This is a genomic window from Streptomyces sp. NPDC050423 (genome assembly GCF_040655445.1).
In the GTDB taxonomy this organism is placed as follows: Bacteria; Actinomycetota; Actinomycetes; order Streptomycetales; family Streptomycetaceae; genus Streptomyces.
This window is the reverse complement of record NZ_JBFAJY010000001.1, coordinates 215168-241472: the sequence shown is the minus strand read 5'-3', so window position 1 is coordinate 241472 and position 26305 is coordinate 215168. Positions and strand designations below refer to the sequence as shown.

Below are 26305 nucleotides of genomic sequence, written 5' to 3'. Positions count from 1 at the left end.
GTGAGGGGCTCGAATGAGCCTGGTGACGCAGACTCCGAGGACCCGCGGCAACGCCGAGGGCCCGGCACCCGCGATCGTCTCGCGGGGCCGGGCCCTCGGTTCGTGATGTGCCGGTCAGGCCTCGAAGACCTCGTCGAGCAGCTGTGCCTGCTCGGCCTGGTGACGCTTGGCCGAGCCGACCGCGGGGGACGAGCCGCGCGGCCGCGAGATGCGGCGCAGGCGCTCACCGTGCGGGACGTCGGCGCCGACGGCCAGGTCCAGGTGGTCGATGAGGTTCAGGGCGATGAACGGCCAGGCACCCTGGTTGGCCGGCTCCTCCTGGGCCCACAGGTACTTCTCGGCGTTCGGGTACTTGGCGATCTCCGCCTGGAGCTCGGCACCCGGCAGCGGGTACAGGCGCTCGAGCCGGATGATCGCGGTGTCCGTGACGCCGCGCTTCTCGCGCTCGGCCTCCAGGTCGTAGTAGACCTTGCCGGTGCAGAAGACGACCTTGCGGACCGCGTTCGGGTCGACCGACGCGTCGCCGATCACCGGACGGAAGCCGCCGGTGGTGAACTCCTCCACCGTCGACGCGGCAGCCTTCAGCCGGAGCATCGACTTCGGGGTGAAGACGATCAGCGGCTTGTGGTGCGGGTTGTGCACCTGCCACCGCAGGAGGTGGAAGTAGTTCGACGGCAGCGTCGGCATGGCGACCGTCATGTTGTCCTGCGCGCACATCTGGAGGAAGCGCTCCGGGCGGGCGGACGAGTGGTCCGGGCCCTGGCCCTCGTAGCCGTGCGGCAGCAGCAGCGTGACGCCGGAGGTCTGGCCCCACTTCTGCTCGGCCGAGGAGATGAACTCGTCCACGACGGTCTGCGCGCCGTTGACGAAGTCACCGAACTGGGCCTCCCAGATGACCAGCGACTCCGGGCGGGCCAGCGAGTAGCCGTACTCGAAGCCCATCGCCGCGTACTCGCTGAGCAGCGAGTCGTAGACGTTGTAGCGGGCCTGGTCATCGGAGAGGTAGAGCAGCGGGGTGTAGTCCTCGCCGGTCTTCTGGTCGACGAGGACCGCGTGGCGCTGGCCGAACGTGCCGCGGCGGGTGTCCTGGCCGGCGAGCCGGACCGGGGTGCCCTCCATCAGCAGCGATCCGATGGCCAGCGTCTCGCCCATGCCCCAGTCGATGGTGCCGTTGTCCACCGAGGCGGCACGGCGCTGCATCTGCGGCATCAGACGCGGGTGGACGGTGATTCCGTCGGGGATGTTCACCTGCGACTCGGCGATCAGCTTGACGACCTCCGAGGACACCGCTGTGGTCACGGCCACCGGGAACTCGGCCTGGACGTCCGGGACATGCGGCTGGGACGGTGCCGAGGTGGCCTCGCGGACCTCCGCGAACACCTTCTCCAGCTGGCCCTGGAAGTCCTGGAGCGCCTGCTCGGCCTCCTCCAGCGTGATGTCGCCGCGACCGATGAGGGACTCGGTGTAGAGCTTGCGCACCGAGCGCTTCTTGTCGATCAGCGTGTACATCTGCGGGTTGGTGAACTCCGGGTTGTCGCCCTCGTTGTGACCGCGGCGGCGGTAGCAGATGAGGTCGATGACGACGTCCTTGTTGAACGTCTGCCGGTACTCGAAGGCGAGCCGCGCGACGCGGACCACGGCCTCCGGGTCGTCACCGTTGACGTGGATGATCGGCGCCTCGATCATGCGCGCGACGTCCGTCGCGTACATCGAGGAGCGCGACGCCTCCGGGGCGGCGGTGAAGCCGACCTGGTTGTTGATGACGACGTGCACCGTGCCGCCGGTGCGGTAGCCGCGCAGCTGCGACATGTTGAGCGTCTCGGCGACGACGCCCTGGCCCGCGAAGGCCGCGTCGCCGTGGAGCGCGACCGGCAGGACCGTGAAGTCCGTGCCCGCCTTGTTGATGATGTCCTGCTTGGCGCGGGCGATGCCCTCAAGGACCGGGTCGACCGCCTCGAGGTGCGAGGGGTTGGCGGCCAGCGAGACCTTGATCTGCTCGCCGTCCAGTCCGGTGAAGGTGCCCTCGGCGCCCAGGTGGTACTTGACGTCGCCGGAGCCGTGCATCGACCGGGGGTCGAGATTGCCCTCGAACTCCCGGAAGATCTGCGCGTACGACTTGCCGACGATGTTCGCCAGCACGTTCAGCCGGCCGCGGTGGGCCATGCCGATGACGACCTCGTCGAGGCGCGCCTCGGCCGCGGAGTCGATGACCGCGTCGAGCAGCGGGATGACGGACTCGCCGCCCTCCAGCGAGAACCGCTTCTGGCCGACGTACTTGGTCTGCAGGAACGTCTCGAACGCCTCGGCGGCGTTGAGCCGGCGCAGGATCCGCAGCTGCTCCTCGCGCTCCGGAGCGGGGCGCGGACGCTCCACCCGGTCCTGGAGCCACTTGCGCTCCTTCGGGTCCTGGATGTGCATGAACTCGATGCCGGTGGTGCGGCAGTACGACTCGCGCAGCACACCGAGGATGTCGCGGAGCTTCATCAGGGTCTGCCCGGCGAAGCCGCCGACGGCGAAGTCCCGCTCCAGGTCCCACAGGGTGAGGCCGTGCTCGGTGATGTCCAGGTCGGGGTGCTTGCGCTGGCGGTACTCCAGCGGGTCGGTGTCGGCCATGACGTGGCCGCGGACCCGGTAGGAGTGGATCAGCTCGAAGACCCGCGCGGCCTTGGTGACGTCGTCGTCGTGCGAGGCGTCGATGTCCTTGAGCCAGCGGACCGGCTCGTAGGGGATGCGCAGCGCCTTGAAGATCTCGTCGTAGAAGTCGTTCGAGCCGAGCAGCAGCTGGCTGAGGACCCGCAGGAACTCGCCGGAGGCCGCGCCCTGGATGACCCGGTGGTCGTACGTCGAGGTCAGGGTCATGACCTTCGAGATACCGAGCTTGTTGAGGGTGTCCTGCGACGTGCCCTGGAACTCCGCCGGGTAGTCCATGGCGCCGACACCCATGATGAGGCCCTGTCCGGGCATCAGGCGGGGCACCGAGTGAACGGTGCCGATGCCGCCGGGGTTGGTCAGCGAGGCGGTGACGCCGGTGAAGTCGTCCATGCCGAGCTTGCCGTTGCGGGCCCGGCGGACGATGTCCTCGTAGGCCTGCCAGAACTCGAAGAAGTTGAGCGTCTCGGCCTTCTTGATGGCCGCGACGACCAGCTGGCGGTCGCCGTTCGGCTTCACCAGGTCGATGGCCAGGCCGAGGTTGACGTGCTCAGGCTTGACCAGGGTCGGCTTGCCGTCCTTCTGGGCGAAGGAGTAGTTCATCGCCGGCATGGCCTTGAGGGCCTGCACCATCGCGTACCCGATGAGGTGCGTGAAGGAGATCTTCCCGCCCCGGGCCCGCTTGAGGTGGTTGTTGATGACGATGCGGTTGTCGAAGAGCAGCTTCACCGGGACGGCGCGGACGGACGTGGCCGTCGGCAGCTCCAGCGAGGCGTTCATGTTCTTCGCGACCGCGGCCGAGGGGCCGCGCAGCGTCACGTACTCGGGCCCGGCGGGCGCCTCGGTGGCCGGAGCGGCGGCGGCCTTCGCGGCCGGAGCCGGTGCTGCCGGTGCCGCCGGGGCGGGGGCGGCCTTCGCCGGAGCCGCCGGAGCCGCCGGGGCGGCGGGTGCCGGAGCGGCCGGAGCGGGTGCCGGTGCGGCGGGTGCGGCCTGGGCCACGGGCTGCGCGGGTGCGGCCGGAGCGGTGGCGGTCGGTGCGGTCACGGCCGGAGCCGCTGGCACCGCAGCCCCCGCGGCTGCGGCGCCGGGAACGGGCTTGTCCGCCGTGCCGGACGTACCCGGCTTGTAGTCGGCGAAGAAATCCCACCAGGCGCGATCGACCGAATTGGGATCTTGGAGGTACTGCTGGTAGATCTCGTCGACGAGCCACTCATTGGGGCCGAAAGCAGCAGCCGGGTTCGAACCCGGGCTGGCTTGGTCGGTCGAGATGCTCGAGTTACTGGGGGACTGAGACGACACGGCGGCAACCGCCCTCTTCCGCTTCACAAGGTGGTGGACAGCGGAAATCAAGGCTACGCCTCCCGGGCCGTTCCATGCGGACCGGGCCGGTCTTCGTCGTGCAAGTCACATCGAAAGTCGGGTTTCGGCGCAGGAAATGGCGGGAAACAACCTTGGTTCCGCATTGCTCCGGGTACGCGAGACCGCAGTTGCGGCCCCTTGGACCGTACCCCTTGAACAGAACACGCAGAACGTGCCCTTCCGGTTCGAACCCTATGTCAACCGCGCGGTTGATGGATCCCCGGAAGAGTGACGCGGATGCGGCATCCGCGAACTGATTCGGCCACACCGATCCGTCCGCCGTGCAGATCCACCGCCCAGCGGGCGATCGCCAGGCCGAGACCCGTGCCGCCGTCGCTGCCCGGACCGTGCGGCGATGTCACCTCGCCCCGGTTGAAACGCTCGAAGACCCGGTGCCGCTCGGACTCCGGAATGCCGGGGCCCTCGTCCAGGACCTCCAGATCCAGTGACTCCGGCAGCGCCCCGCGCCGCGCGAGCACGGTGACCCGGCCGTGCGGCGGGCTGTGCTTCACCGCGTTGTCGATCAGGTTCGCCACCACCTGGTGCAGCCGCTCGGCGTCCGCGTGCGCGGTCAGCTCCGGCGGGGACACGTCCAGATGCAGATGGACGTCCTTGCGGGTGGAGTTGCCGGAGCCGGAGGACAGCCGGCGGTGGCCGGCGGCGAGGTTCGCCTCCTTCAGCACCCCCGACAGATACGGCCAGACCTCGAAACGGCCGGCCCGCAGGGTCACCACGCCGTTGTCCAGCCGGGACAGGTCCAGCAGCGTCTCCACCAGCCTGCCGAGCCGCTCGGTCTGCTTGAGCGCCGTGCGCATCGTCTCGGGGTCGGCCGAGGACACCCCGTCCACGACGTTCTCCAGCACGGCTCTCAGCGCCGCGATGGGGGTGCGCAGCTCGTGTGAGACATTGGCCACCAGCTCCTTGCGGTGCCGGTCCACGGCCTCCAGATCGTCGGCCATCAGGTTGATCGTCTGCGCCAGGTCGCCCAGCTCGTCACGCCGGTCGGCACCGCTCACCCGTCTGGTGTAGTCGCCGTGCGAGATCGACCGGGCCACGGCCCTCATCTCGTCCAGCGGCGCGGTCAGACCGTGCGCCACGAACTGGGTGATCAACAGGGTCGCGATGACCGAGAACACCGTGATGAACCGGAGCTCGGTACGGGTGCGCAGGGCCACCATCAGCAGCCCGGTCGTGATGAACACCGAGACCACGACGAGCGTGCCCAGCTTGGCCTTGATCGAGAACGGCCGCAGCCCCGGTCCGGGCGCGGTCATGGCGCCGGAGTCTCCAGGGCGTAACCGACGCCGTGCACGGTTCGGATCCGCTCCGCGCCGATCTTCCGGCGCAGCGCCTTGATGTGGCTGTCCACGGTCCGGGTGCCCGAGGCGTCCGCCCAGTCCCAGACCTCGGCCAGCAGTTGCTCCCGGGAGAGCACCGCGCGCGGCGTGTTGGCCAGGCAGACCAGCAGGTCGAACTCGGTCGGCGTCAGATGGACGTCGTCCGCCCGCACCCGCACCCGGCGCTGTGCGTGGTCGATCTCCAGCTCGCCGAGGCGCAGTATGCCGCTGCGCGGCGTCACGGCGGCCAGCGCGGCCCGCTCGACCCGGCGCAGCAGGACGTGCACCCGGGCCGCCAGCTCACGCATGGAGAACGGCTTGGTCATGTAGTCGTCGGCGCCGACCCCGAGGCCGACGAGCATGTCGGTCTCGTCGTCCCTGGCGGTCAGCATCAGCACCGGCACCGGGCGCTGGGCCTGCACCCGGCGGCAGACCTCCAGCCCGTCGAAACCGGGAAGCATGATGTCGAGCACCATCAGATCCGGCTGCCAGGCCTCGGCCGCGTCCACGGCCGCGGGGCCGTCGAGCGCGGTCTGCACCAGGAAGCCCTCGGCCCGCAGCCGGGCGGAAATGGCATCGACGATCGTCGCGTCGTCCTCGACCACCAATACCCGGCGCTGTGCGCCCGGGGTGGCCGCGACACCGTTGTGGGTGGTGTGTGTCTGTTCCATCGCCCCGCCCCTGCCCGTTCTCACGGGGGCCATTCCCCCGGACGCACGGTTATCGCTTGTGAATTTCGCGGGAGATCCCGTCATCGGTCAGCAGCGTAAAGGCAGCGGGCGGCTCCCGGCTACGCAGGGTGCAAGGGCGCGGGAGCCCGTCGGCCGCGCGGAGGAGGCGGAGTGTCGCTCTTGTGGCGCTTGGCCCCCGGGCGTCCCAGGGGCTCGCATACCCGGCGGGGGGATATCAGGCCGCGCGAATTGCGAGATGGACCACGTCGGGCACACCTCGGGCAACGCCTACTTCTTCGGTTCGAACCCCATGGAATCCGGCATCGCGCAAGGCTTCTTCGAACTTCTCGGACGGCTGTGCGGACCACACCGCGAGCACTCCGCCGGGCGTGAGCCGCTGGTGGCAGTCGGCGAGACCGGCGGGGGAGTAGAGGTTCGCGTTGTCCTCGGTGACCGTCCAGTCCGGCCCGTTGTCGATGTCCAGACACAGCGCGTCGTAACGTTCCGTAGTCGTACGGAGGTGGGCGACGAGATCCGTCGTCAGGACCGCGGTCCGCGGATCGGCGAGCGCCACCGCCGAGATCCCGGCCAGCGGTCCGCCCAGGTGCCAGTCCACGATGGCCCGCTCCCGCTCGACCACCGCGATCCGCCCCCAGCGCGGCTCGGCGGCGGCCCGCGCGAGCGAGAACCCGACCCCGAGCCCGCCGATCAGCACCGCCGGGGCCGGCCGCCCGGCGGGCAGCGCGGCGAGGGCGGCGTCGATCAGCAGCCGCTCGGAGCGCCCGTCCGAGGTGTCCATCAGGAAGCACCCGTTGGCGATGATCTCGAAGTCGTCGCCCCGCAGGCGCAGGACGACCTCTCCGTACGGTCCCTCCCGGCGGTCGAGGGTGACGGGGGCGAGGGCGTCGGGGCCGTGGGTGTGGTGCATGGCGCGGGTCTCCGGTGGCTGGTCGACGGCTGGGTCACCGCCGGTCGGTGTCCCGGCCATCCTGGCCCGCCCGGCCGCGTCCGGGCCAGCGGATTGCCCGATCGGGCACCGGGCGGGCAATCCGGGCGCCCCTGGCCGGGCGCGGGCCCGGTCAGGGGCGCGGCGCCTTCTCGCCGTGCAGCGCGACGTGCTCGGCCGCCGGCCACGGGGCGAGGTCGTCGACGAGCATCGACAGGCCGCCTCGACGGCGTTGGCGTCGGCCCGGTCCGTCCCGGTGGGCTCGGCGCGCAGAGCGAGCGGCAGATCCAGGTCGGAGACCCCGGGAACGGCCGTGCCGCGCGGAATGCCGCCGTAGATGTACGCACTGTCCAGCCGGGCGGCGCCGAAGACCTCGGCGATCCGGGAACGGGCCGCCGCCACGACCGGCGCGAACCGCGTCGGCACCCGGCTCAGCGAGCCCTCCCGCGCGATCGTGCCGTCCGGTTCCAGCCCTCGGTCATCGCTCATGCGGGCACTCTGCTCTGCCCGCGGGCCCGCGCCGAACGCATTTCGGGCCTCAGCGCGCCGGAGCCTCCTGTCCGCCGCCCCCGCGGCCTTCCGCCGGATTTCGCCGGGAGCACAAGGAGGAAGGAGGGGGGACTACCCGAAACCCGTACGGCGTTGGCGTTGGACACGAGGCAGACAGAGGCAGACAGAGGCAGACGCGGCGGCAGCCGCCACCTGATCGCTCACAGCGAACACACCCCGGGGAACATTGAGCGGTTCAGAAGCATTGAGTCTTCATAGCTCAACTTGACTGCCGAAGGGGAGATCATGGCTACTGAGTCCAATGCGGTCACACCGCTCACCCTGCCTGTGCTGCCGCTCGACGACGAGGTCGTGCTGCCCGGGATGGTGGTACCTCTGGACCTGTCCGACAACGACGTGCGCGCCGCGGTGGAGTCCGCCCAGGCCGCGGCCGGCGAGGGCGGCGGCAAGCCCGAGGTGCTGCTCGTTCCGCGCATCGACGGCACCTACACCGGGATCGGTGTCATCGGCACCGTGGAGCAGGTCGGACGGCTCTCCGACGGAGACCCCGGCGCGCTCATCCGCGGCCGGGGGCGGGTGCGCGTGGGCGCCGGGACCAGTGGGCCCGGCGCGGCGCTCTGGGTGGAAGGGACCCGGGTCGACTCCGCCGTCCCCGATCCCCTTCCCGGCGCCGCCGCCGAGCTGGCCAAGGAGTACAAGGCGCTCGCCACCAGCTGGCTGAAGCAGCGCGGCGCCTGGCAGGTCGTGGACCGGGTCCAGCAGATCGAGGACATCTCCACGCTCGCCGACAACTCCGGATACTCACCCTTCCTCACCGTCGCCCAGAAGGTGCGGCTGCTGGAGACCGTCGACGCGGTCGCCCGGCTGAAGCTCGCCATCCAGTGGCTCGGTGAACACCTCGCCGAACAGGACGTCGCCGAGTCCATCGCCAAGGACGTCCAGGAGGGCGTCGACAAGCAGCAGCGCGAGTTCCTGCTGCGGCGCCAGCTCGACGCCGTACGCAAGGAGCTCTCCGAACTCAACGGTGACTCCGGTTCCGGCGACGAGTCCGACGACTACCGGGCCCGCGTCGAGGCCGCCGACCTTCCCGGGAACGTGCGCGAGGCCGCGCTCAAGGAGGTCGACAAGCTGGAGCGCTCCTCCGACCAGAGCCCCGAGGGCTCCTGGATCAGGACCTGGCTCGACACCGTCCTCGAACTGCCGTGGACCGAGCGGACCGAGGACGCCTACGACATCCGCGGCGCCCAGGCGATCCTGGACGCCGAGCACTCGGGCCTCCAGGACGTGAAGGAGCGCATCACCGAGTACCTCGCGGTGCGCAAGCGGCGCGCGGACCGCGGTCTGGGCGTCGTCGGCGGGCGGCGCGGCGGCGCGGTGCTGGCCCTGGTCGGACCGCCCGGCGTGGGCAAAACCTCGCTCGGGGAATCCGTCGCGCACGCCATGGGCCGCAAGTTCGTCCGCGTCGCGCTCGGCGGTGTCCGGGACGAGGCCGAGATCCGCGGCCACCGGCGCACGTACGTCGGCGCGCTTCCCGGGCGCATCGTCCGCGCCATCAAGGAGGCCGGTTCGATGAACCCGGTCGTCCTGCTCGACGAGATCGACAAGGTCGGCTCCGACTTCCGGGGCGACCCGGCCGCGGCGCTCCTCGAAGTGCTCGACCCGGCCCAGAACCACACCTTCCGCGACCACTACCTGGAGGTCGAACTCGACCTCAGCGACGTCGTCTTCCTGGCCACCGCCAACGTCCTGGAGGCGATCCCGGAGGCCCTCCTCGACCGGATGGAGCTGGTCAGGCTCGACGGCTACACCGAGGACGAGAAGGTCGTCATCGCCCGCGACCACCTGCTCCCGCGCCAGCTGGAGCGGGCCGGCCTGGAGAAGGACGAGGTCACCCTCGACGAGTCCGCGCTGCGGAAGCTGGCCGGCGAGTACACCCGCGAGGCCGGCGTGCGGAACCTGGAGCGGGCCGTGGCCCGGCTGCTGCGCAAGGTCGCGGCCCAGCACGAACTGGGTGACCGGGAGCTGCCGTTCACGGTGACCGACGAGGACCTCCGCGGCCTCATCGGGCGGCCGCACCACGTCCCCGAGGCAGCCCAGGACCCGGCGGAGCGCCGCACCGCGGTGCCGGGAGTGGCCACCGGGCTCGCGGTGACCGGAGCCGGCGGAGACGTGCTCTTCGTGGAGGCGTCGCTCGCCGACCCGGAGACCGGGGCGTCCGGACTGACCCTCACCGGCCAGCTCGGCGACGTCATGAAGGAGTCCGCGCAGATCGCGCTGAGCTTCCTGCGGTCGCACGGCGCGGAGCTGGAACTGCCGGTCGCGGACCTGAAGGACCGGGGCGTGCACATTCACTTCCCGGCGGGCGCGGTCCCCAAGGACGGTCCGAGCGCGGGCATCACCCTGACGACCGCGCTGGCCTCGCTGCTCTCCGGACGGCAGGTCCGTACGGATGTGGCGATGACCGGTGAGGTGTCACTGACCGGACGGGTGCTGCCGATCGGCGGCCTGAAGCAGAAGCTGCTGGCCGCCCACCGCGCGGGCATCACCACCGTGGTGATCCCCCAGCGCAACGAGGCCGACCTGGACGACGTCCCGGCCGAGGTGCTGGAGAAGCTGGACGTCCACCCGGTCACCGACGTCCGCCAGGTGCTGGAGATCGCCCTCGCCCCGGCCCTGGCCAGGGCGGAGCGGAGGATCCCGGCCGCCGCGTAGGCGTCACGGAGTGACGGGCGTGGCATCACGGGCGCGGCCGGTACGGACGGTCCGCCTCCCCGGCGACGGGGAGGCGGACCGTTTCGCGTACCTGGACGTGCCGGCGGCTCAAGGGCGGCGGATCACCCCCGGGACCGGCTCAGGGGCGGCGGATTCATCCCCGGGACCCGCTCAGGGGCGGTAGATCGTGCCCGGGACCGGCTCGGCGGGCGCCATCAGCTGGGGCACCGTCACGAAGGTGTAGCCGCGCTTCTTCAGCTCGTCGATGATGCCGGGCACCGCGGGCACCGAGCCCTTGTAGATGTCGTGCAGCAGGATGATGCCGTCCTTGCTCGCCTGGTCCAGAATCCGCTTCTCGATCAGCGCGGAGTCCGTCGTCGAGTAGTCCTTGGCGGTGGCACTCCACAGGATCTGGGAGAGCCCCAGATCCTTGCTGATCCCGGAGACGGTGTCGTCGGTGCGGCCTTGCGGCGGGCGCATCAGCCGCGGCTTCTTGCCGGTGATCGCCGCTATCGCGTCCTGCGTCTTCTCCAGCTCGGCGCGTATCTGTGCGGGCTTCTTGTCCGTCAGGATCTCGTGAGACCAGGTGTGGTTGGCCACCTCGTGCCCCTCGGCCTCGATCCGGCGGACGGTGTCGGGGTGCTTCTTCACATGGTTCTTGCCCAGCAGGAAGAAGGTCGCGTGGACCTTCTCCTTCTTGAGGATGTCCAGCAGGTGGGGCGTGTCCTCGGCCGGACCCGCGTCGAACGTCAGGGCTATGCACTTGGCCTTGCGGCAGTCCACCGGGCCGAACGACCCCTTGGAGTCCGAGCCGGCGTCGGCGCGGGCGGAGCCGGGGGCGGTGGTCTCCATCGAGCAGCCGCTGAGCGTCAGGGTGAGGGCTGTCACAAGGGCGACGGCCAACCCCGCACCGATCGACTTCGTCCTACTGGGCAAGGCAGGTCACTCCCTCGTGGCTGAGCGGCGCACACGGCGTGCGTCCGGGAGGACTATACACAGCACGTATACATGCGGTGTATAGAGGGGCTGTCTGTCTCTCCCGAAGGCTTGATGCCTGGTCAGGGGTGTGGAACGGGAAGAACCCGGCGACGGGGTGCGTCACCGGGCTCTCCTGTGGGAACGGCCTGCCGGGCGGCTTCCGGCGAGCCGGCTCAGCCGTTGGCCAGCGCCTGTACGCGGTCGAGGGCGCCGTTGAAGTGACTGTGGTCGCCGACCGTGGGGCCGGTCGAGGTGTACTGCCACATCGTGTAGAAGCCCCAGCCGGCCGGGAGCGCGCCGACCGTGCTGTCGTAGCGGGCCACCCAGAGCGGGTTGGTGGTGCCGAAGCCCGCGTTGTTGCCCGTGCAGGTCTGCCACCAGCTCGTCGCGGTGTAGATGACCGCGTCGCGTCCGGTGCGCGCCTTGTAGGTGTTCACGAAGTCGCGGATCCAGGAGACCATCGCGGCCGGGGTCTTGCCGAAGCACTGGTCGCCGTACGGATTCCACTCGATGTCGAGTGCGCCCGGCAGTGTCTTGCCGTCCCTGGACCAGCCGCCGCCGTGGTCGACGAAGTAGTTGGCCTGGACGGCACCGCTCGTGGTGTTCGGGGTGGCGAAGTGGTACGAGCCGCGGATCATGCCGACGTTGTACGAACCGTTGTACTGCTGGGCGAAGTCCTCGTTGGTGTAGTACGTGCCCTCCGTGGCCTTGACGTAGGCCCACTTGACGCCGCTGCTCCAGAGGGCCGCCCAGTTCACGGCGTTCTGGTGACCGCTGACGTCCACGCCCTCGGTCTGGGCGGCGAGGGTGCCGGCCGGCAGTCCGCCCCGGCCGTCGTGGGCGGCGACGCCCATGCCCATGGTGGCGGAACCCCGGGCGGGCTTCGTGGGACTTCCGGTGGCCGGGTTTCCCGTGGCGCCGGCGGCGCCGGGCAGGGCTATGAGGAGGGAGAGTGCTGCGAGCAGAGTTCCCGCGGCTGCGAGGCGCGAGCGGCGGACTGCTGTGGAGCCGGATCTGTGCACGGGCATTGCGTGCCTCCGAGGCTTCAGTGGGGGGATCTGCTGACTCAGGGACCGGCGAACCCACCCCTGATGGAACGACATGGTGTGAACATGCCATGCATGACGCTACGCACGTAGACCCGCACTGCGGAAGGGGGCCTGGGCGGTGCCGTTGGTCTACTCCTACGAAATACTGGCGGAGCTGCGGCGATGACCAGCGGTGAAAGAAACTTTCAGCGGCAGGAAAGCTCATGAGGGGTGTTGACGTGCACGGGAGCGAAAGAGGGAGTGAACCCGGCGTAGCCGGGGGGAGTGGTGTGGACCACGAATTCCTTGCCCTGGAGCTGGAGTTGGCGGTCTTCCTGCGTCGCGCTCGGGCGAATTCCGGCGAAATGGCGCGCGAGGTGCACCCGGAGCTGGAGGCGGCCGCCTACGGACTCTTCGTGCGCCTGGAGTCGGCGGGCCGGCAGCGGGCCACGGACCTCGCCTCGTACTTCGGGGTCGGCAAGGCCACCATGAGCCGTCAACTGCGCGCCCTGGAGGGTCTCGGGCTGGTGGCGCGCGAGCCCGATCCGGCCGACGGGCGGGCCTTCCTCGTCCATCTCACCGACGAGGGTCTCGACCGCTTCCGGCACGTCCGTGACGCGCGCCGGGACCGGTACGTGCGCAAGCTCGCGGACTGGGACCGGGCCGAGGTGGCGGAACTGGCCCGCCTGCTGCACCACTTGAACGCCCGCGCGGAGGACTGACGGCGGCGCGCCCCCCGGGCGGGCCTCACAGCTCCGCGTAGACCGCCGTCGCGTCGTCGTGCGTCTTGCCCCGGCGCAGCCGCGTGCGGTCCGTGTCCGCGTCCTCCAGGGCCCGGACCCGGTCGATCAGCCCCTGCGGGCCCTCCTTGCGCAGGACCCCGAGGCAGGCCGTCCAGTCGCCCTCGCCGAACATCTCCGTCCAGCGGCTCGCGCCGTCCGTCATCGCGGCCACCGCCCGCACCTCGGCGCGGGGCGTGCGCCCTGTCACCGCCCGGTGCGCCACGGCCGGATCGGCGGCGGCGGTGAAGAAGCCGCCCTCCTTGTTCCGGAACCCGTCGGCGATGGCCTCGGAGGCGAGCGAGCCCGGCGGCAGCCGGTCGAGCCGGTCGTCCAGCAGGGCGCGGACGGTCCCGTCGGGCGATTCGAGAAGCAGGACGGAATCGGAGAGGATCAGGTGTTCGATCCCGGTTCCGTCCCAACGCACCAGGACGACGGTTGCCTGCGGTGTGCGTACGTGAGAAAGGTCACACAGGGAACGGTGCGTGTCGGCGGTGCGCCGGATGGACTCGGCCAGGATCTCCCGCAGGGTCAGATCCCGTCGCGAACCCGACAGTTCGACCAGGGCGCCGCCCAGCCGGGCGGTGAACCACGGGACCGAGTGCACACAACCGTCGTCCCCCGGTGGCGGAGTGACCCCGTCGAGCAGCACCAGCCCCCCGCCCTGGCCGGAAGCGGGCAGCACGGCGGCGGCCCAGTCCTCGTTCGAGCGCCCGGGGATGCCGGCGGCGGTGGCGAGCTCCATACGCATGCAGTCAGTCTGCACGACGCCTTCACGAGGCCTGCACGGGGCGGGGGTCGCCCCGTACCAGCAGGTCAGGAGGGCGGCTGGAGCGGAAGTAATCACTCCGTCAGGTGTGCGGGCGGGCATCCTGCCAAAGCCTGCCCGGAAGTTCCAGCCAGGCGTCCAGGTGTGCCGTCGGGGCCGCGCGGGGAGACTTGTTCGTCAACTCAGGAGTGTTGTTCACTCGTTCGAGTGGCGGAGCGGTTGATGCGCGCCCCCCTCTCAAACGCACTGGAATGGTCAGAAGCCGTACCAGGGGTCGGGGCGCTCCTTCAAGTGGCCGTGCGTCACCTCTGCTTCAAGGCGGACGAGTCAAGATTGCGAGCACCGGTGCAGAAGAAGCGGCCTCGGAGCAAGGGCGGCAAGAACAGCGGTTCCGAGGTGGCGCCTTCGGCGCCGGCTGAAGGCGGGCGCCGCGTGCGCGTACGCAGTCGGCTGGTCGCGGGAGTCGCGGTCGTCGGGATCACCGTCATAGCCGCGGGGGCCCCGGCAGCTCTCAGCGCCTCCTCCGATCTGACCGACTCGCAGCGGCTGGTCACCCTCGCGGAGCTGAACCAGCAGGCCATCGCGCTGGCGCACTCCCTCGCGGACGAGCGCGACGAGGTCACCGCGTACATCGCGGCGGGCCGGAAGGGAAAGCCCGGCGGGACCGGCGCCACCGGGAGCCGGAGCGCCCGCGTCGACCAGCAGGTGGACGAGATCCGGGACGCGGCCCCCGAAGTCCTGCGCCGCGACCTCTCCACCATCCCCTCGCTGCGCCGCGACGCCGTCAGCGGCAAGGGGTCCGCGCTGGAGGCCCATCAGTCGTACTCCGAGGTCATCGCCAAGCTCCACGGCCTCGCCGACGAGCTCGCGGAGAAGACCCCGCCGCGCGCCGCCGGGTCGGGCCGCGCCCCGCTCGCGCTCGGGCAGGCCACCGAGCACGCCTCGGCCACCCGGGGGCTGCTGCTCGCCGCGCTCGCCGTCCCGCGCAAGGAGCCGGTGACGCAGACCGACCCGTTCACCGGGCTGCCCGTCCAGACCCAGGACGAGGGCGCCACCAAGGACGACCGCACCCGTGACGAGCTGAGCGCCGCCGCCCAGCAGTCCCGGGTCGGCGAGCTCTCCTCGCTCGCCGACTTCGACCAGGCGGCCGGGGCCACCGCCCGCGACAAGCTCGCCTCCACCGTCACCGGCCCCGAGGTCAACAGCGCGGAGAAGTACCTCGCCGAGCTCACCGACCGCCCCGAGCTCTCCGACTCCGACCAGAAGGTCGACAGCAAGAAGGCCGGATCGGCGCTCTCCGCCCGGATCGACCGGATGCGAAGCGTCGAGTCCGCGCTCGGCACCGCCCAGGTCCACCGGCTGGAGCAGCTGCGCGACGACGACGTCACCGCGCTCGAACTGCGGATCGCGCTGCTCGGCGGCTGTCTGCTGATCGCCGTCGGCGTCTCCACCGCCGTGGCCCGCACCCTCACCCAGCCGCTCGCCGTGCTGCGGATCGGCGCCGCCCGGCTCGCGGCGGAACCGGACACCGCCGAACCGGTCCGCTACACCGGCCGCAACGACGAGTTCGCCCAGGCCGTACGGTCCATCAACACCCTGCACGGCCGGCTGTACGGACTGCTGCACGAGTTCAACGGACGGTTCGACAGCCTGGAGAGCGAGCGCGCCGAGCTGATCGCAGGCCGCGAGGCACTCACCGTCCAGCGTGCCGAACTCCAGGTCCACACCGCCGATCTGACGGCCCAGCTGGAGAAGCTGAAGAACACCGTCCACCACACCTTCGTCAACCTCTCGCTGCGCAACCTCGGCCTCGTCGAGCGCCAGCTCGGGGTCATCGAGTCGCTGGAGGACCGCGAGCAGGACCCGGACCGGCTCGCCACCCTCTTCAAGCTCGACCACATGGCCACGGTCATGCGCCGCCACAGCGAGAACATGCTCGTCCTCGCGGGCGCCGAGCACGGGCACGCGCACCCGGGACCGATTCCGCTGGTCGACGTCCTGCGCGCGGCGGTCAGCGAGATCGAGCGGTACGAGCGGGTCACCATCCAGTCCCTGCCGCCGCACGCCCAGATCGCCGGATTCGCCGCCGACGACCTCAGCCACCTCGTCGCCGAACTCCTGGAGAACGCCACCTCCTTCTCGCCGCCCGACTCCCATGTCGAGCTCTCCGGCTGGCTGCTGGAGACCGGCGAGGTGATGCTCTCCGTGCAGGACGTGGGCATCGGCATGTCGTCCGTGCGGATGGGTGAGCTCAACACCCGGCTGGGTGACCCGTCGCTCTTCGAGGCGGGCGAACAGAACGCGGACGGAGCCGGTCTCGGCCTCCAGGTGACGTCGCTGCTGGCGGCGCGCCACGCCGTACGGGTCCAGCTGCGCGAGCAGAAGGGCAGCGGGGTGACCGCGGTCGTCGTGCTGCCCAAGGCCCTGCTGCCGAAGGCGCCGCCGGCCGCCACCCCGCCGCCGGTCACCGCACACGGCGACGCACCCGCCCTGAACCTGCCGGGATCCGTCGCCGAGGCCAACTCCAACGCACTGCCGAGCCGCACCCTGGCGCTGCCCGGCGACCCGCTGATCGCGGCGGCCGAACAGACGATCGCCGAGTCCGGGGTCGCCGACGCGCGCTCCGCCGAGAGCCGTCCCCAGGCCGTACCCGACCACGCACCCCCCGCCGCACCCGAGCCGGAGCCGGAGGCCGCACCCGAGCCGGAGCCGGAGGCCGCGCCGGAGCCGGAGGCCGCGCCGGAGCCGGAGGCCTCGCCCGAGCAGCCCGCCCGCCAGGAACAGCCGTCCGGCCCCGGGCAGCCCCCGGAGTCCGAGGCCGAGACCACGATGCAGGTCAGGCTGCCCCGGGTACCCGAGTTCGACGACGTACCCGGGGCCATCCACGCCCCCGCCTCCGAGGACGCCCCCGCGCCCGCGCCGATGGCGTCCGGCCCGTACGCCATCGGCCCCGACCGCCACGAGCGCGCCGCCGACGAGGGCCCGCAGCCGGGGGGCATCCCGTCGCCCACCATTCCGTCGCCGACCACCCCGGCACCCACCTCACCGGCCCCCGCCCCCGTCACCACCTCCGTGGCCGACGCCGTGCCCGGCCCGCGCCACCCGGAGCCCGAGAGGATCACCGACAAGGGACTGCCCAAGCGCACCCCCAAGGTCGTCACGCCCACCGCTGCCCCCGCGGCCGACCGCAAGGGCAGCGTGGACAAGGACGCGCTGCGCCGCCGGCTGGGCGGCTTCCACCAGGGCGCGAGGGACGGGCGCAGGGATGTCGAGGCGGAGATCGCCGAATCGTCCGCCACGCCGGAGTCCGCCGTTCCGGCCGGCCGCACCGCCCGTACAGGCCACACTGAGGCGGCCGACCGTACCGACGGTCGAACCGATGAGACGGGGGACACAGTCGAGGAGGCACGCAGTTGACTGCGCCCAGCACATTCGGGCTGAGCACCGAGGCCCGGAACCTTCAGTGGTTGCTCAGCAATCTGGTGGATGAGGTGCCAGGGGTTCACTCGGTCACCGTCGTCTCGTCCGACGGCCTGATGCTCCTCTCCTCCGACCCCGGCCACCAGAGTGCCCCGACGGCGGCTCGGAAGGAGGGCCCCCGGGGCTCCAGCGCCGACCTGGCGACCATCGTCTCCGGTATCGGCAGCCTCACCATCGGCGCCGCGAAGCTGATGGAGGGCGGCGGCGTCAAGCAGACCATGGTCGCCATGGAGGAAGGCAGCGTCTTCGTCATGTCGATCAGTGACGGCTCACTCCTCGGTGTGCACGCCACCCCCGACTGCGACATGAGCGTCATCGCCTACCACATGGCGCTCTTCGTCGGCCGTGCCGGCCACGTACTCACCCCCGAACTCCGCAGTGAGCTGCGCAAATCGATGGAGAGCGCCCAGTGACCCCAGCCGCCGCAGAACCCGCCCGCAGGCTCCCCGTCCGGGGAGCGGAGAAACGGCCCGCAAGGGTCCGCCCGTACTCGCTCACCGGTGGCCGCACCCGGTTCGGCCACGTCCTGCTCGTCGAGACGTTCGTGGCCGCACTCGAAGCACCCGACGAGCGTCGCGAACTGACCAACGGCAACCTCGCCTCGCGCGTCATGCCGGAGCTCCGGGCCATCGTCGAGATCTGCCGCCGGATGCGTACCGTCGCGGAGATCTCCGCGCTGCTGAAGATGCCGCTCGGCGTGGTCCGGGTGCTGCTCAGCGACTTGGCCGACCAGGGAAAGATCCGCGTCTACGGAACCGGGCACGGCACCGGCCAGCCCGACCGCGCACTGCTCGAAAGGGTTCTCAATGGACTCCGCCGTCTCTGAGTCGCCGCTCTTCGCCCCGCGCCGGCCGGGGCCCAGGGACCAGGCCGACGAAGGCCTGCAGGCCTGGCAGCTGGACCACACCAGGGCCCCGATCGCCACGAAGATAGTGGTCGCGGGCGGCTTCGGCGTGGGCAAGACGACCTTCGTGGGCTCGGTCTCCGAGATCACCCCGCTGAAGACCGAAGCGATGATGACCCGGGCCAGCGAGGAGACCGACGACCTCAGCGCGACGCCGGACAAGCTCACCACGACCGTCGCCATGGACTTCGGCCGTCTCACCCTCGACGACGACCTCGTGCTGTACGTCTTCGGCACACCGGGTCAGCAGCGCTTCTGGTTCATGTGGGACGACCTGGTGCGCGGCGCGATCGGGGCGGTCGTGATGGCCGACACCCGGCGGCTCGCCGACTGCTTCCCGGCCCTCGACTACTTCGAGAGCTGCGGACTGCCGTACATCGTGGCCGTCAACCACTTCGAGGGAACGCCGGGGTTCGAGGCCCAGGACGTCAGGGAGGCCCTGACCGTACCTCCGCACGTGCCGGTTGTGATCATGGACGCGCGTAACAGGATCACCGTCGTCGAGGCGCTGTTGGCCCTGGTGGGCCACGCGCTCGACGCAACCCCGCACTAGGGCGTGTTTCGAGAGTCCCGCCCTGCCCGGCGGCGTCCGGCACGCACGCTCGCCGCGTTGTCGGGATCGCACGCACCAGACACCGCCGGGCCCGCCCTTCGGGCGGACGGCGCTACTTTCGAAACACGCCCTAGCTCGCACGTCACACACAACGGAGAACCGCGATGCGGAAGATACTCATAGTCGGAGCCGGTCAGTCCGGGCTCCAGCTCGCCCTGGGACTGCAGTCCAGAGGGTACGAAGTCACCCTGATGTCCAACCGCACCGCCGACGAGATCCGTTCGGGCCGGGTCATGTCGACCCAGTGCATGTTCCACACCGCGCTCCAGTACGAGCGGGACTACCAGCTCAACTTCTGGGAGTCCCAGGCCCCGCGCATCGAGGGCCTCGGCGTCTCGGTCGCCGCGCCGGACTCCTCGCGCGCCGTCGACTGGGTCGGCAAGCTGGACGGCTTCGCCCAGTCCGTGGACCAGCGCGTGAAGATGGCCGGCTGGATGGACACCTTCGCCCAGCGCGGCGGACAGCTCGTCATCCACGGCGCGGCCGTCTCGGACCTGGACTACTTCTCCCGCACGTACGACCTGGTGATGGTGTCGGCGGGCAAGGGCGAGCTGGTCTCCATGTTCGGCCGGGACGCCTCCCGTTCGCCGTTCGACGCCCCGCAGCGCGCCCTGGCCGTCGCGTACGTCCACGGCATGGGCCCGCGCCCCGAGCACCCGGAGTTCGACGCGGTCCGCTGCAACCTGGTCCCGGGCGTCGGTGAGCTGTTCGTGATGCCGACCCTGACCACGTCCGGCCGCGCCGACATCCTGTTCTGGGAAGGCGTCCCGGGCGGACCGATCGACGCCTTCCAGGGCATCAAGGACCCCTCGGAGCACCTCGCCAAGACGCTGGAGCTGATGGAGCGGTTCACCCCGTGGGAGTACGCACGCGCCACGAAGGTCGAACTGACCGACGCCAACGGCACCCTGGCGGGCCGTTACGCCCCGACCGTGCGCAAGCCGATCGGCCGGCTGCCCGGCGGCGGTCTGGTGCTCGGCGTCGCGGACGTGGTCGTCGCCAACGACCCGGTCACCGGGCAGGGTTCCAACTCGGCCTCCAAGTGCGCGAACGCCTACCTGGACTCGATCGTCGAGCACGGCGACGGCGAGTTCGACGCGGCGTGGATGCAGTCCACGTTCGACCGATACTGGGAGACCGCCCAGCACGTCACGAAGTGGACGAACGCCATGCTCGGCGCCCCGCCGGAGCACGTGCTGAACCTGATCGGTGCCGCCGGCCAGCTCCAGCCGGTCGCCGACCGCTTCGCCAACGGGTTCAACGACCCGGCGGACTTCGACAACTTCTTCTTCGAGCCGGAGAAGACGAACGCGTACCTGGCCTCGGTCGCGGGTCCGGCCGCCTGAGCGCCCCGTACCGCCTGAACGAACCGGCCGGGCCGGGCCCGTCGCCATCGACGGCGGTCCCCGGCCCGGCCGGCGCGCGTGCGGCGGGCCGCTACCCGGTGGGGGCCGTGGAGACGCTGTAGCCCTCGTCGGAGCCCCCGGAGGCCCGCTGGGGGAGCTCCGGCGGCTTGTACGTACGCAGCGGGGGACTCTCCGGGTCCGGCCGGACAGCGCCCAGCAGCGGATTCGACGCGAGCGGGGAGACCTTCACCCGGGACCCCGGCCGGGGCGCCTGCACCACCAGGCCGTTGCCGATGTACAGCGCCACATGCGTGGCCTTCGGGAAGTAGATCACCAGATCACCCGGGCGCAGCGCGTTCACCGGGACCTTCCGGAGCTGCCGCCACTGCTCCTGCGAGGTCCGCGGAATGGGGCGTCCGGCGTTCGCCCAGGCCTGCGAGGTGAGTCCGGAGCAGTCGAACGAGCCGGGCCCCTCGGCGCCCCACACGTACGGCTTGCCGATCTGCCGGACCGCGTACCGGACCGCGTCGCCGCCCTCCTCGGACGGCGGCCGGGTCGAGGACAGGGAGCCCGAGGCGGCCAGCGCGGCCTGGGCCGCGGCCGTGCCCTTCTGTTCGAGGCCGGACAACTCGGCGAGCCGGCCGGCGGAGAGCGTGGCGAGCATCGCCTCGACCCCCTTGAGGCGCTCGTTCACCGCGTCGCGTTCCTTCTTCTGCCGTGCGGCCAGCACCTGTTGCCGGTCGAGCACCTTGCGGGATTCCCTCGCCAGCTCGTCGGCACGCTTCTCGGCGCCGGTGAGCCGCTTCACGGCCGCCACCCGCCCGGCGGCCAGCCGCTGGATGACCTGTCCCTGGTCCAGGGCCTGCCCGGGGTCGCGGGACAGCAGCAGTCGCAGGTACGAGGAGAAGTCGGAACGGCCCTGGTACTGCTCGCGGGCCAGCCGCCCGGCGGCGTCGCGGCCGCGGGAGAGCGAGAGCCGGGCGGTGACGAGGGCGGAGTCCAGCTTCTCCGCCTCCGCCTTCCGCTTCTTCAGCTCGGCCGCCGTCCCGTTGTAGGTCTCGGTGGCCTCCTCGGCCTCCTGGTACAGCTTCTGGAGCTCGCTCAGCAGCGCGGCGGGACTGCCGGCGGCCGCTTCCGGGGCGGCGGCGCCCGCGGTGCCGGGGTCCGCGGGTACGGGGGAGGGGGCGGCCACGGCGGCGGCCGGTGAGGTCACGACGACGGCTGCCAGCGCCGTCGTACAGATGGAGCGCAAGACGCTGCCCGGCACGACATCACCTCCGATAGCGGGGTGAATCGTCGGACTACCCCATAAGTGAGCGCAATTCCTCCATACGCTCACCTGCCGTCAGGTGATTCAAGGACCGAGCGGCGTGGCGGCGGCCCGATCCCCCGGAAGGCGGCGGAGATCCGCCGCCCCCGGCCCTGCGGTCAGTCGACCGGGAACGCGTAGAACACCCGGCCGCGCCGGACGACGGCGCTCTTCCCGGAGGCCAGCACCTGGTACTTGGTGGTGGCCGTCGCGCCCTTCGGGTCCTGCTCCCCGATGTCCTGGAACTTCCACAGCCGCCGCCCGTCGGCCGCCGAGAACGCGGTGACCTGGCCGGAGCTCGCCGCGAGCAGGGTCCCGCCGGTGCCGCTGACGGTGATCGCGGGAGTCACGTCGGTGCGCGGCCCCTCCGTCGACCGCAGCCAGCGCAGCCGCCCGGTCTCCCGGTCGACCGCTCCGACCTCCTGGTTGCTGTTGGTGGTGTGCAGCAGCGCGCCGGCCTCGACCGAGTTCCCGAAGTGGGAGCCGCGGCTGCCGTTGAGCGTCCACTTCGGCTTTCCGTCGGACGTCCCGAAGGCCCGGAGGTCGTCACCGACCGCCGCGTACAGCAGGCCGTCCGCATCGCCCACGGCCGCACCGCCGGGCGTGACGCCGCCGAACGACTCGGTCCACTTCGCCTTTCCGGTCTTCCGGTCGAAGCTGCGGAACCTGCCCTTGCCCTTGGCCGCCTTCACGTCCGCCGGGGTGAGCGACAGCTGGCTCTGCCGTACGACGATGTCGTCCGGCCGCACCGCGATCAGCCGGTACACCGGCGCGGCCGGGCCGCGGCCGTTGGGCACGGAGGTGCGCCACAGCTCCTTGCGCTGCTCGATGTCGTACCCGAACAGGAAGGACGTGACGACCTGCTTGTCCTTCCCGCGCTTCTTGCCCTTCTTCGGCTTGGGGGCCTTCACGGTGGTCCTGGTGGAGCCGGTGAACCAGACGGTCGAACCGGACGCGCCTACGAGCTCGGGCACCGTCAGGTGCGGAGCGCCTTCGAACTCGTCGGCGTACGCCACCCGGTGGGCCATCCGGCCGTCCTTCGCCGACAGCCACAGGAACTCGGCCGGACCCGCGATGAAGCAGAACTCCTTGCCGGCCGGCAGGGCGGCCTGGCCCTTGGCCCCGTCAGGGCTCTCCCAGACCCGGCGGCCGGTGCGCAGGTCGAGCGCGGAGGCATGGGTCTCGTCGGTCACCACCAGCAGCCGGTCGTTCCAGACGGCGGCGGTGAGGGGGAAGGGTTCGGACTCCGGGTGCGTATGGATCCAGCGCGGCTGCGGGGGCAGTCCGGCGATGACGGGCCGGCTGGTGCTCGGGGAGGGCTTGGCGTCGTCCGCGGACTTCGCGTCGTCGCCCGGCCCGAGCGCCAGCACTCCGCCGCCCCCGACGAGGAGTCCGGCGGCCCCGGCCGCGGCCGCGATCAGCACGGTCCGGCGGTCGGCCGCGGCGTGCTTGGGAGGGGCCGGGAGCGGGAGCGGGACGGCGGGAAGGAGCGCCGCGGGAGCGGGCACGGGCAGGGCCCGGGGAGCCGGTGGGCCGGCGGGGAGGGCGGCCGGGGGGCCGGGCAGCTCACGCGGCATCTCACGCGGCATCGAGAGCTGGGCCGTCGCCAGATCGGGCCGCGGGGCGCGGTGGTCGATGATCCCGAACTGGGCGGTCCGGGTGTCCCGGCCGGGCGCGGGGGCCTCGGACCCGGGGCCGGGCACCACGGCGTCCTGCACGTCCGGGGCGTCGGCGGCGGGGGCGCCCGCCGAGTCCTCGACGACGGGCGGTGCGGCCTCCAGCGCCTGGGCGCGTACGCCCTGTCCGGCCACGGCCGCCGACAGCGGAACCGGCAGCCACTGGCCGCCCTTCGCGAGCCCCGCCGCGCCCTCCAGGGCCAGTTCCGCGGCCACCGCACCCGCCGTCGGCCGGCCGGCCGGGTCCTTCGCCAGGCAGCGGGCGACCAGATCGCGCAACGCGTCCGGCACAGCGGTCAGTTCCGGGTCGGTGTGGGCGATCCGCTCGGCGGCCTCCGCCGCCGGGCCGTCCGCCAGCGGGGTACTGCCGGTCGCCGCGTACGCGAGCAGCAGGCCCAGCACGAAGAGGTCGGAGGCCGGACCGGGCTCCCTGCCCTCGACCTGCTCCGGGGTCAGATAGCCGAGCCGGACGGAGAGCTGCCCGCCCGGCCGCGCCTCGGCGTCGGCCGCCGCACCCAGCGGGCCGAAGGCGGTGAGCCGCGGCCCGTCCGCGGCCAGCAGCACCGTCCTGGGGGCGAGACCCTGGAGCACGGCCCCGGTGGCGTGCACCCGGGAGAGGGTCTCGGCGACGCCCGCGCCCAGTATCCGCACGGCACGCTCGGGGAGCGGCCCGGCGGTCTCGATCGCCTCGGCGAGGGTCACCGCCGGCACGTACTCCGAGGCCGTCCACAGCAGGTCGTCGTCCCCGGCCCCGTCCGTACGGGTGTCGAGCCGCGCCGCCACCCAGCCGCCGGCCAGCCGGTCCGCGGTCCGGGCCTCCGCCTGGAAGCGCCGCCGGAAGGCGGGCAGCGCGGCCAGGGCGGGCCTCGCCGCGGTGATCACGGCGAGTTCCCGCGGGGCCGTGCCGCGCGCCAGGTACTGCACCGCCGCGGCTGTCTCACGCAGCCGTGCCAGCGTCGTGTACGGGCCGAAGCGGCGTGGATCGTCCTGACGCAGCGCTTCCATGGCGCACCCCCTGTGTGACCTTCCTCGGACCGGATCGTCGATCTTACGGTCTCCCCCGAGACAGGGAGCATCGCCCCGATTCACCCCATATGCGTCATCCCGGTTTCGACCAGGGCCACTTGGGGCTGTGGCGCTCACGGCCGCCGGGGGCGTACTCGTACACCCAGCCGCGCTGGATCCCCAGCCGCTTGGTGTGTCCGGCCGGGACCCGCCGGTACGCGTACACGGTGGCCGGCCCGCCGTCGGCGTCCGGGACCGGAACCTCGTACCACTTGGGCGGGTGGCCGGTCGCGCCGACGAGTACGGGCAGGACCCGCCCGTCCAGCGGGCCGCCGGTGAAGGGGGTGTTCTCGCTTCTCACCGCCCCAGTCTGACCGATCAGCCCGGGGGCAGCAGATGTGCGGCCTCGCCGACCACCGGGATCAGCCGGTCCGCCAGCCGGCCGGCCGGGCCCGCCGCGGTCTCCAGGGGCAGCAGCTCGGCCACGGCGGCGGCGGTCGCCGGATCCGTGGCCGCGGTGACCGCGAGGAGTCCGATGAACTGGTCGACGAGCCAGTCGCGCAGCTCGGAGGCGGCGGGCTGCTTCTCCTCGTCCAGCCAGATCAGCGAGGCGGCCTCGACGGCCGCGATCCAGGTGCGCACCATCATCCGCAGCCGAGGTCCGGGATCAGTGCCCGCGCCCCGGCCCAGGTGCAGGAGTATCTGGTCGGCCGCCGCCCGCCGTACCTCGTCGACGATCGTGCCCGTACGGGACGTCTCCGCGACACTGCCGCCGCGCAGCAGTGCGCTGAAGCCGGCGTCGTGCTGGTCGACGAAGGCGAGATAGCGGTCCAGGACCCGCGTCACCCGTTCCGTGGGCGGGCCCACGGCCGGTTCCGCGAAGCACAGGATCAGTTCCTCGGCGGCGGACCTGAGCGCCGCCTCGTACAACTGCTGCCGTCCGCCGGGGAAGTAGCGGTAGACCAGCGGCCGGGACACCCCGGCCACCGTCGCGACCTCGTCGAGCGAGACCTCGTCGGGGGCCCGGTGCGCGAAGAGGGTGAGCGCCGCACCGAGGAGCTGGGTGCGCCGCTCCTCGACGCTGAGCCTTCGGTACGCGCGGTTCGGCGGCGCGGCTGCGGCAGGGGTCATACCGGCCAGCGTAACGACCTGGTGCGCGATAGGGAGCCCGCTCTCTGTCGCGCACCAGGTCGTAAGCGCTGGTGCCGTGTCCGGGGCCGTCAGGCGAGCAGGCCCGAGCTCTTCCACAGCCTGCGTCCCACCCCGTTGAGGACCCCGATGTCGTCGAAGAAGTCGGTCAGCCGCTTGGCGCCCGACTGCATGACCTCGGCCCGGTGCCCGCTCGCCCGCACCTGGGCCACGGCCTCCTCGGGGTTCAGGCCGACGTTCCCGTACACCTGCGGATTGACGAAGCAGACGGAGAAGACGCGGGCCGCCTGGCCGCAGCTGACCCGGGTGAGCTCGCGCTCCCAGCGGGGCGCGGTCACCATCTGGCGGCGCAGTTCCTCGCGGGCGTACCGGACGTGCCGGGCCTCCTCGACCACGTGGATGCGGGTCACGCCGCGCACCAGGGTCTGGACGCGCTCGTCGGGAAAGGTGAGCCGCTGCATCCAGTCGAGGATCTCCTCGCCGAGCAGGGTGGCCGCGAACGAACCGGGTGTGGTGGAGACGGTCTTCAGCACCCGGGCGAGGTTGTGGTACCGGCGCGGGACCGGGTAGCAGGGCGCCCCGCCCCAGGTGATCATCCGGCCGAACATCATCGAGTGCCGGCACTCGTCGGCTATCTCGGTGAGCGCGTAGCGGACGTGGTTGCTGGTCACCGGCTTGTCGTAGATGTGCCGCACCAGCAGCTGCATGAGGATGATCTCGAACCAGATGCCGAGCGAGGCCAGCGAGGCCGACTCGTGCCGGGCCAGGTCCTGCCGCTGCTCCTGCGACATCCTCCGCCACATCGGGGTGTCGTAGAGGGAGACCAGCTCGGGCGGCCAGAACCACTTGCCGTCCTCGGCCGCCGCGTCCCAGTCGAGCTCCTTGTCGGGGTCGAAGGAGTGCTTGGCCGAGGCCTCCAGCAGTCGTTCGGCGATCTGCTCGCGGTCCCGGAGCGGGCCGAGTGCGTCGCGGAGCAGCTGTACATCGTGTTCGGTCACGGACGTCATGGCTGGAGGCACCTCGCACATGGGTTACCGGTGGTCATCTCTTATGAGACCGTCTGTCAGTAAGCCCGTCAATCCCCT

Annotated in this window: 19 protein-coding genes; 7 read left to right on the top strand and 12 right to left on the bottom strand. The window is 71.5% G+C overall.

All coding sequences use genetic code 11. From position 1 onward, the window contains the following. Nucleotides 1-114: 114 nt before the first annotated feature. The 4 genes from AB0I52_RS00945 to AB0I52_RS00930 all read right to left on the bottom strand — a co-directional run bounded on the left by AB0I52_RS00945 (nucleotide 115) and on the right by AB0I52_RS00930 (nucleotide 6944). Complete coding sequence (locus tag AB0I52_RS00945; protein WP_363067635.1) at nucleotides 115-3948, bottom strand: multifunctional oxoglutarate decarboxylase/oxoglutarate dehydrogenase thiamine pyrophosphate-binding subunit/dihydrolipoyllysine-residue succinyltransferase subunit; 3834 nt, start codon at nucleotides 3946-3948, stop codon at nucleotides 115-117. 257 nt (nucleotides 3949-4205) lie between these two features. Beyond that, complete coding sequence (locus AB0I52_RS00940) at nucleotides 4206-5282, bottom strand: HAMP domain-containing sensor histidine kinase (protein WP_362960882.1); 1077 nt, start codon at nucleotides 5280-5282, stop codon at nucleotides 4206-4208. Beyond that, on the bottom strand, nucleotides 5279-6016 hold the full coding sequence (locus AB0I52_RS00935) for a response regulator transcription factor (protein WP_014154105.1): 738 nt from the start codon (nucleotides 6014-6016) through the stop codon (nucleotides 5279-5281). The genes AB0I52_RS00940 and AB0I52_RS00935 overlap by 4 nt, the downstream gene beginning before the upstream one ends. A 235-nt stretch (nucleotides 6017-6251) precedes the next feature. Next, nucleotides 6252-6944 (bottom strand): spermidine synthase, encoded by a 693-nt coding sequence (locus AB0I52_RS00930; protein WP_363067815.1) that lies wholly within the window; start codon nucleotides 6942-6944, stop codon nucleotides 6252-6254. An 813-nt stretch (nucleotides 6945-7757) separates the two neighbouring features. On the opposite strand from AB0I52_RS00930, the gene lon reads away from it, so the two are divergent. After that, nucleotides 7758-10184 (top strand): endopeptidase La, encoded by a 2427-nt coding sequence (gene lon / locus AB0I52_RS00925; RefSeq protein ID WP_363067633.1) that lies wholly within the window; start codon nucleotides 7758-7760, stop codon nucleotides 10182-10184. 171 nt (nucleotides 10185-10355) lie between these two features. Here lon and AB0I52_RS00920 read toward each other — a convergent pair whose 3' ends face one another. Beyond that, nucleotides 10356-11036, bottom strand: coding sequence for a polysaccharide deacetylase family protein (locus AB0I52_RS00920; RefSeq protein ID WP_363067813.1), 681 nt, complete (start codon nucleotides 11034-11036; stop codon nucleotides 10356-10358). Nucleotides 11037-11335: 299 nt separating this feature from the next. Beyond that, the gene (locus AB0I52_RS00915) at nucleotides 11336-12190 is read right to left on the bottom strand and encodes a lysozyme (protein ID WP_363067631.1); all 855 of its coding nucleotides are present in this window, start codon (nucleotides 12188-12190) and stop codon (nucleotides 11336-11338) included. Between the two features lie 224 nt (nucleotides 12191-12414). Here AB0I52_RS00915 and AB0I52_RS00910 point away from each other — a divergent pair, with 224 nt between their 5' ends. Then, entirely contained in the window at nucleotides 12415-12912 is a 498-nt protein-coding gene (locus AB0I52_RS00910; protein ID WP_363067629.1) for a MarR family transcriptional regulator, read from the top strand. A gap of 25 nt (nucleotides 12913-12937) precedes the next feature. Here AB0I52_RS00910 and AB0I52_RS00905 read toward each other — a convergent pair whose 3' ends face one another. After that, nucleotides 12938-13720 (bottom strand): hypothetical protein, encoded by a 783-nt coding sequence (locus AB0I52_RS00905; protein WP_363067627.1) that lies wholly within the window; start codon nucleotides 13718-13720, stop codon nucleotides 12938-12940. Between the two features lie 363 nt (nucleotides 13721-14083). Between AB0I52_RS00905 and AB0I52_RS00900 the strand changes: the two genes are divergently transcribed. From AB0I52_RS00900 to AB0I52_RS00880, 5 genes are all read left to right on the top strand, one after another. Beyond that, nucleotides 14084-17155, top strand: coding sequence for a nitrate- and nitrite sensing domain-containing protein (locus tag AB0I52_RS00900; protein WP_363067625.1), 3072 nt, complete (start codon nucleotides 14084-14086; stop codon nucleotides 17153-17155). Next, nucleotides 17152-17631 carry a roadblock/LC7 domain-containing protein gene (locus tag AB0I52_RS00895; protein WP_363067623.1) on the top strand — a complete coding sequence of 160 codons (480 nt, stop codon included), beginning with the start codon at nucleotides 17152-17154 and terminating at the stop codon, nucleotides 17629-17631. The genes AB0I52_RS00900 and AB0I52_RS00895 overlap by 4 nt, the downstream gene beginning before the upstream one ends. Then, nucleotides 17628-18044, top strand: a complete 417-nt coding sequence (locus AB0I52_RS00890) for a DUF742 domain-containing protein (RefSeq protein WP_363067621.1) — start codon at nucleotides 17628-17630, stop codon at nucleotides 18042-18044. The genes AB0I52_RS00895 and AB0I52_RS00890 overlap by 4 nt, the downstream gene beginning before the upstream one ends. Further along, a complete protein-coding gene (locus AB0I52_RS00885) occupies nucleotides 18025-18675 on the top strand; it encodes an ATP/GTP-binding protein (protein ID WP_363067619.1) in 651 nt (216 codons plus the stop codon). The genes AB0I52_RS00890 and AB0I52_RS00885 overlap by 20 nt, the downstream gene beginning before the upstream one ends. Nucleotides 18676-18839: 164 nt before the next feature. Continuing rightward, a complete protein-coding gene (locus AB0I52_RS00880; protein ID WP_363067617.1) occupies nucleotides 18840-20081 on the top strand; it encodes a styrene monooxygenase/indole monooxygenase family protein in 1242 nt (413 codons plus the stop codon). Nucleotides 20082-20172: 91 nt separating this feature from the next. Here AB0I52_RS00880 and AB0I52_RS00875 read toward each other — a convergent pair whose 3' ends face one another. The 5 genes from AB0I52_RS00875 to AB0I52_RS00855 all read right to left on the bottom strand — a co-directional run bounded on the left by AB0I52_RS00875 (nucleotide 20173) and on the right by AB0I52_RS00855 (nucleotide 26227). After that, nucleotides 20173-21348 (bottom strand): NlpC/P60 family protein, encoded by a 1176-nt coding sequence (locus tag AB0I52_RS00875; RefSeq protein ID WP_363067615.1) that lies wholly within the window; start codon nucleotides 21346-21348, stop codon nucleotides 20173-20175. Nucleotides 21349-21509: 161 nt separating this feature from the next. Further along, nucleotides 21510-24071 (bottom strand): PQQ-binding-like beta-propeller repeat protein, encoded by a 2562-nt coding sequence (locus AB0I52_RS00870; protein WP_363067613.1) that lies wholly within the window; start codon nucleotides 24069-24071, stop codon nucleotides 21510-21512. Nucleotides 24072-24165: 94 nt separating this feature from the next. Further along, the gene (locus AB0I52_RS00865) at nucleotides 24166-24432 is read right to left on the bottom strand and encodes a hypothetical protein (protein ID WP_363067611.1); all 267 of its coding nucleotides are present in this window, start codon (nucleotides 24430-24432) and stop codon (nucleotides 24166-24168) included. A gap of 17 nt (nucleotides 24433-24449) precedes the next feature. Next, nucleotides 24450-25202: a TetR/AcrR family transcriptional regulator gene (locus AB0I52_RS00860; protein WP_363067609.1), complete on the bottom strand. Its 753-nt coding sequence runs from the start codon at nucleotides 25200-25202 to the stop codon at nucleotides 24450-24452. An 89-nt stretch (nucleotides 25203-25291) separates the two neighbouring features. Beyond that, complete coding sequence (locus AB0I52_RS00855) at nucleotides 25292-26227, bottom strand: diiron oxygenase (protein WP_363067607.1); 936 nt, start codon at nucleotides 26225-26227, stop codon at nucleotides 25292-25294. Nucleotides 26228-26305: the final 78 nt, after the last annotated feature.

What these genes read in the sequence shown, in the direction of transcription:
- AB0I52_RS00940 (WP_362960882.1), bottom strand. Translation starts at nt 5,282, where the DNA reads ATGACCGCGCCCGGACCGGGGCTGCGGCCGTTCTCGATCAAGGCCAAG.
- AB0I52_RS00935 (WP_014154105.1), bottom strand. Translation starts at nt 6,016, where the DNA reads ATGGAACAGACACACACCACCCACAACGGTGTCGCGGCCACCCCGGGC.
- AB0I52_RS00930 (WP_363067815.1), bottom strand. Translation starts at nt 6,944, where the DNA reads ATGCACCACACCCACGGCCCCGACGCCCTCGCCCCCGTCACCCTCGAC.
- lon (WP_363067633.1), top strand. Translation starts at nt 7,758, where the DNA reads ATGGCTACTGAGTCCAATGCGGTCACACCGCTCACCCTGCCTGTGCTG.
- AB0I52_RS00920 (WP_363067813.1), bottom strand. Translation starts at nt 11,036, where the DNA reads ATGGAGACCACCGCCCCCGGCTCCGCCCGCGCCGACGCCGGCTCGGAC.
- AB0I52_RS00915 (WP_363067631.1), bottom strand. Translation starts at nt 12,190, where the DNA reads ATGCCCGTGCACAGATCCGGCTCCACAGCAGTCCGCCGCTCGCGCCTC.
- AB0I52_RS00910 (WP_363067629.1), top strand. Translation starts at nt 12,415, where the DNA reads ATGAGGGGTGTTGACGTGCACGGGAGCGAAAGAGGGAGTGAACCCGGC.
- AB0I52_RS00905 (WP_363067627.1), bottom strand. Translation starts at nt 13,720, where the DNA reads ATGCGTATGGAGCTCGCCACCGCCGCCGGCATCCCCGGGCGCTCGAAC.
- AB0I52_RS00885 (WP_363067619.1), top strand. Translation starts at nt 18,025, where the DNA reads ATGGACTCCGCCGTCTCTGAGTCGCCGCTCTTCGCCCCGCGCCGGCCG.
- AB0I52_RS00880 (WP_363067617.1), top strand. Translation starts at nt 18,840, where the DNA reads ATGCGGAAGATACTCATAGTCGGAGCCGGTCAGTCCGGGCTCCAGCTC.
- AB0I52_RS00870 (WP_363067613.1), bottom strand. Translation starts at nt 24,071, where the DNA reads ATGGAAGCGCTGCGTCAGGACGATCCACGCCGCTTCGGCCCGTACACG.
- AB0I52_RS00860 (WP_363067609.1), bottom strand. Translation starts at nt 25,202, where the DNA reads ATGACCCCTGCCGCAGCCGCGCCGCCGAACCGCGCGTACCGAAGGCTC.
- AB0I52_RS00855 (WP_363067607.1), bottom strand. Translation starts at nt 26,227, where the DNA reads ATGACGTCCGTGACCGAACACGATGTACAGCTGCTCCGCGACGCACTC.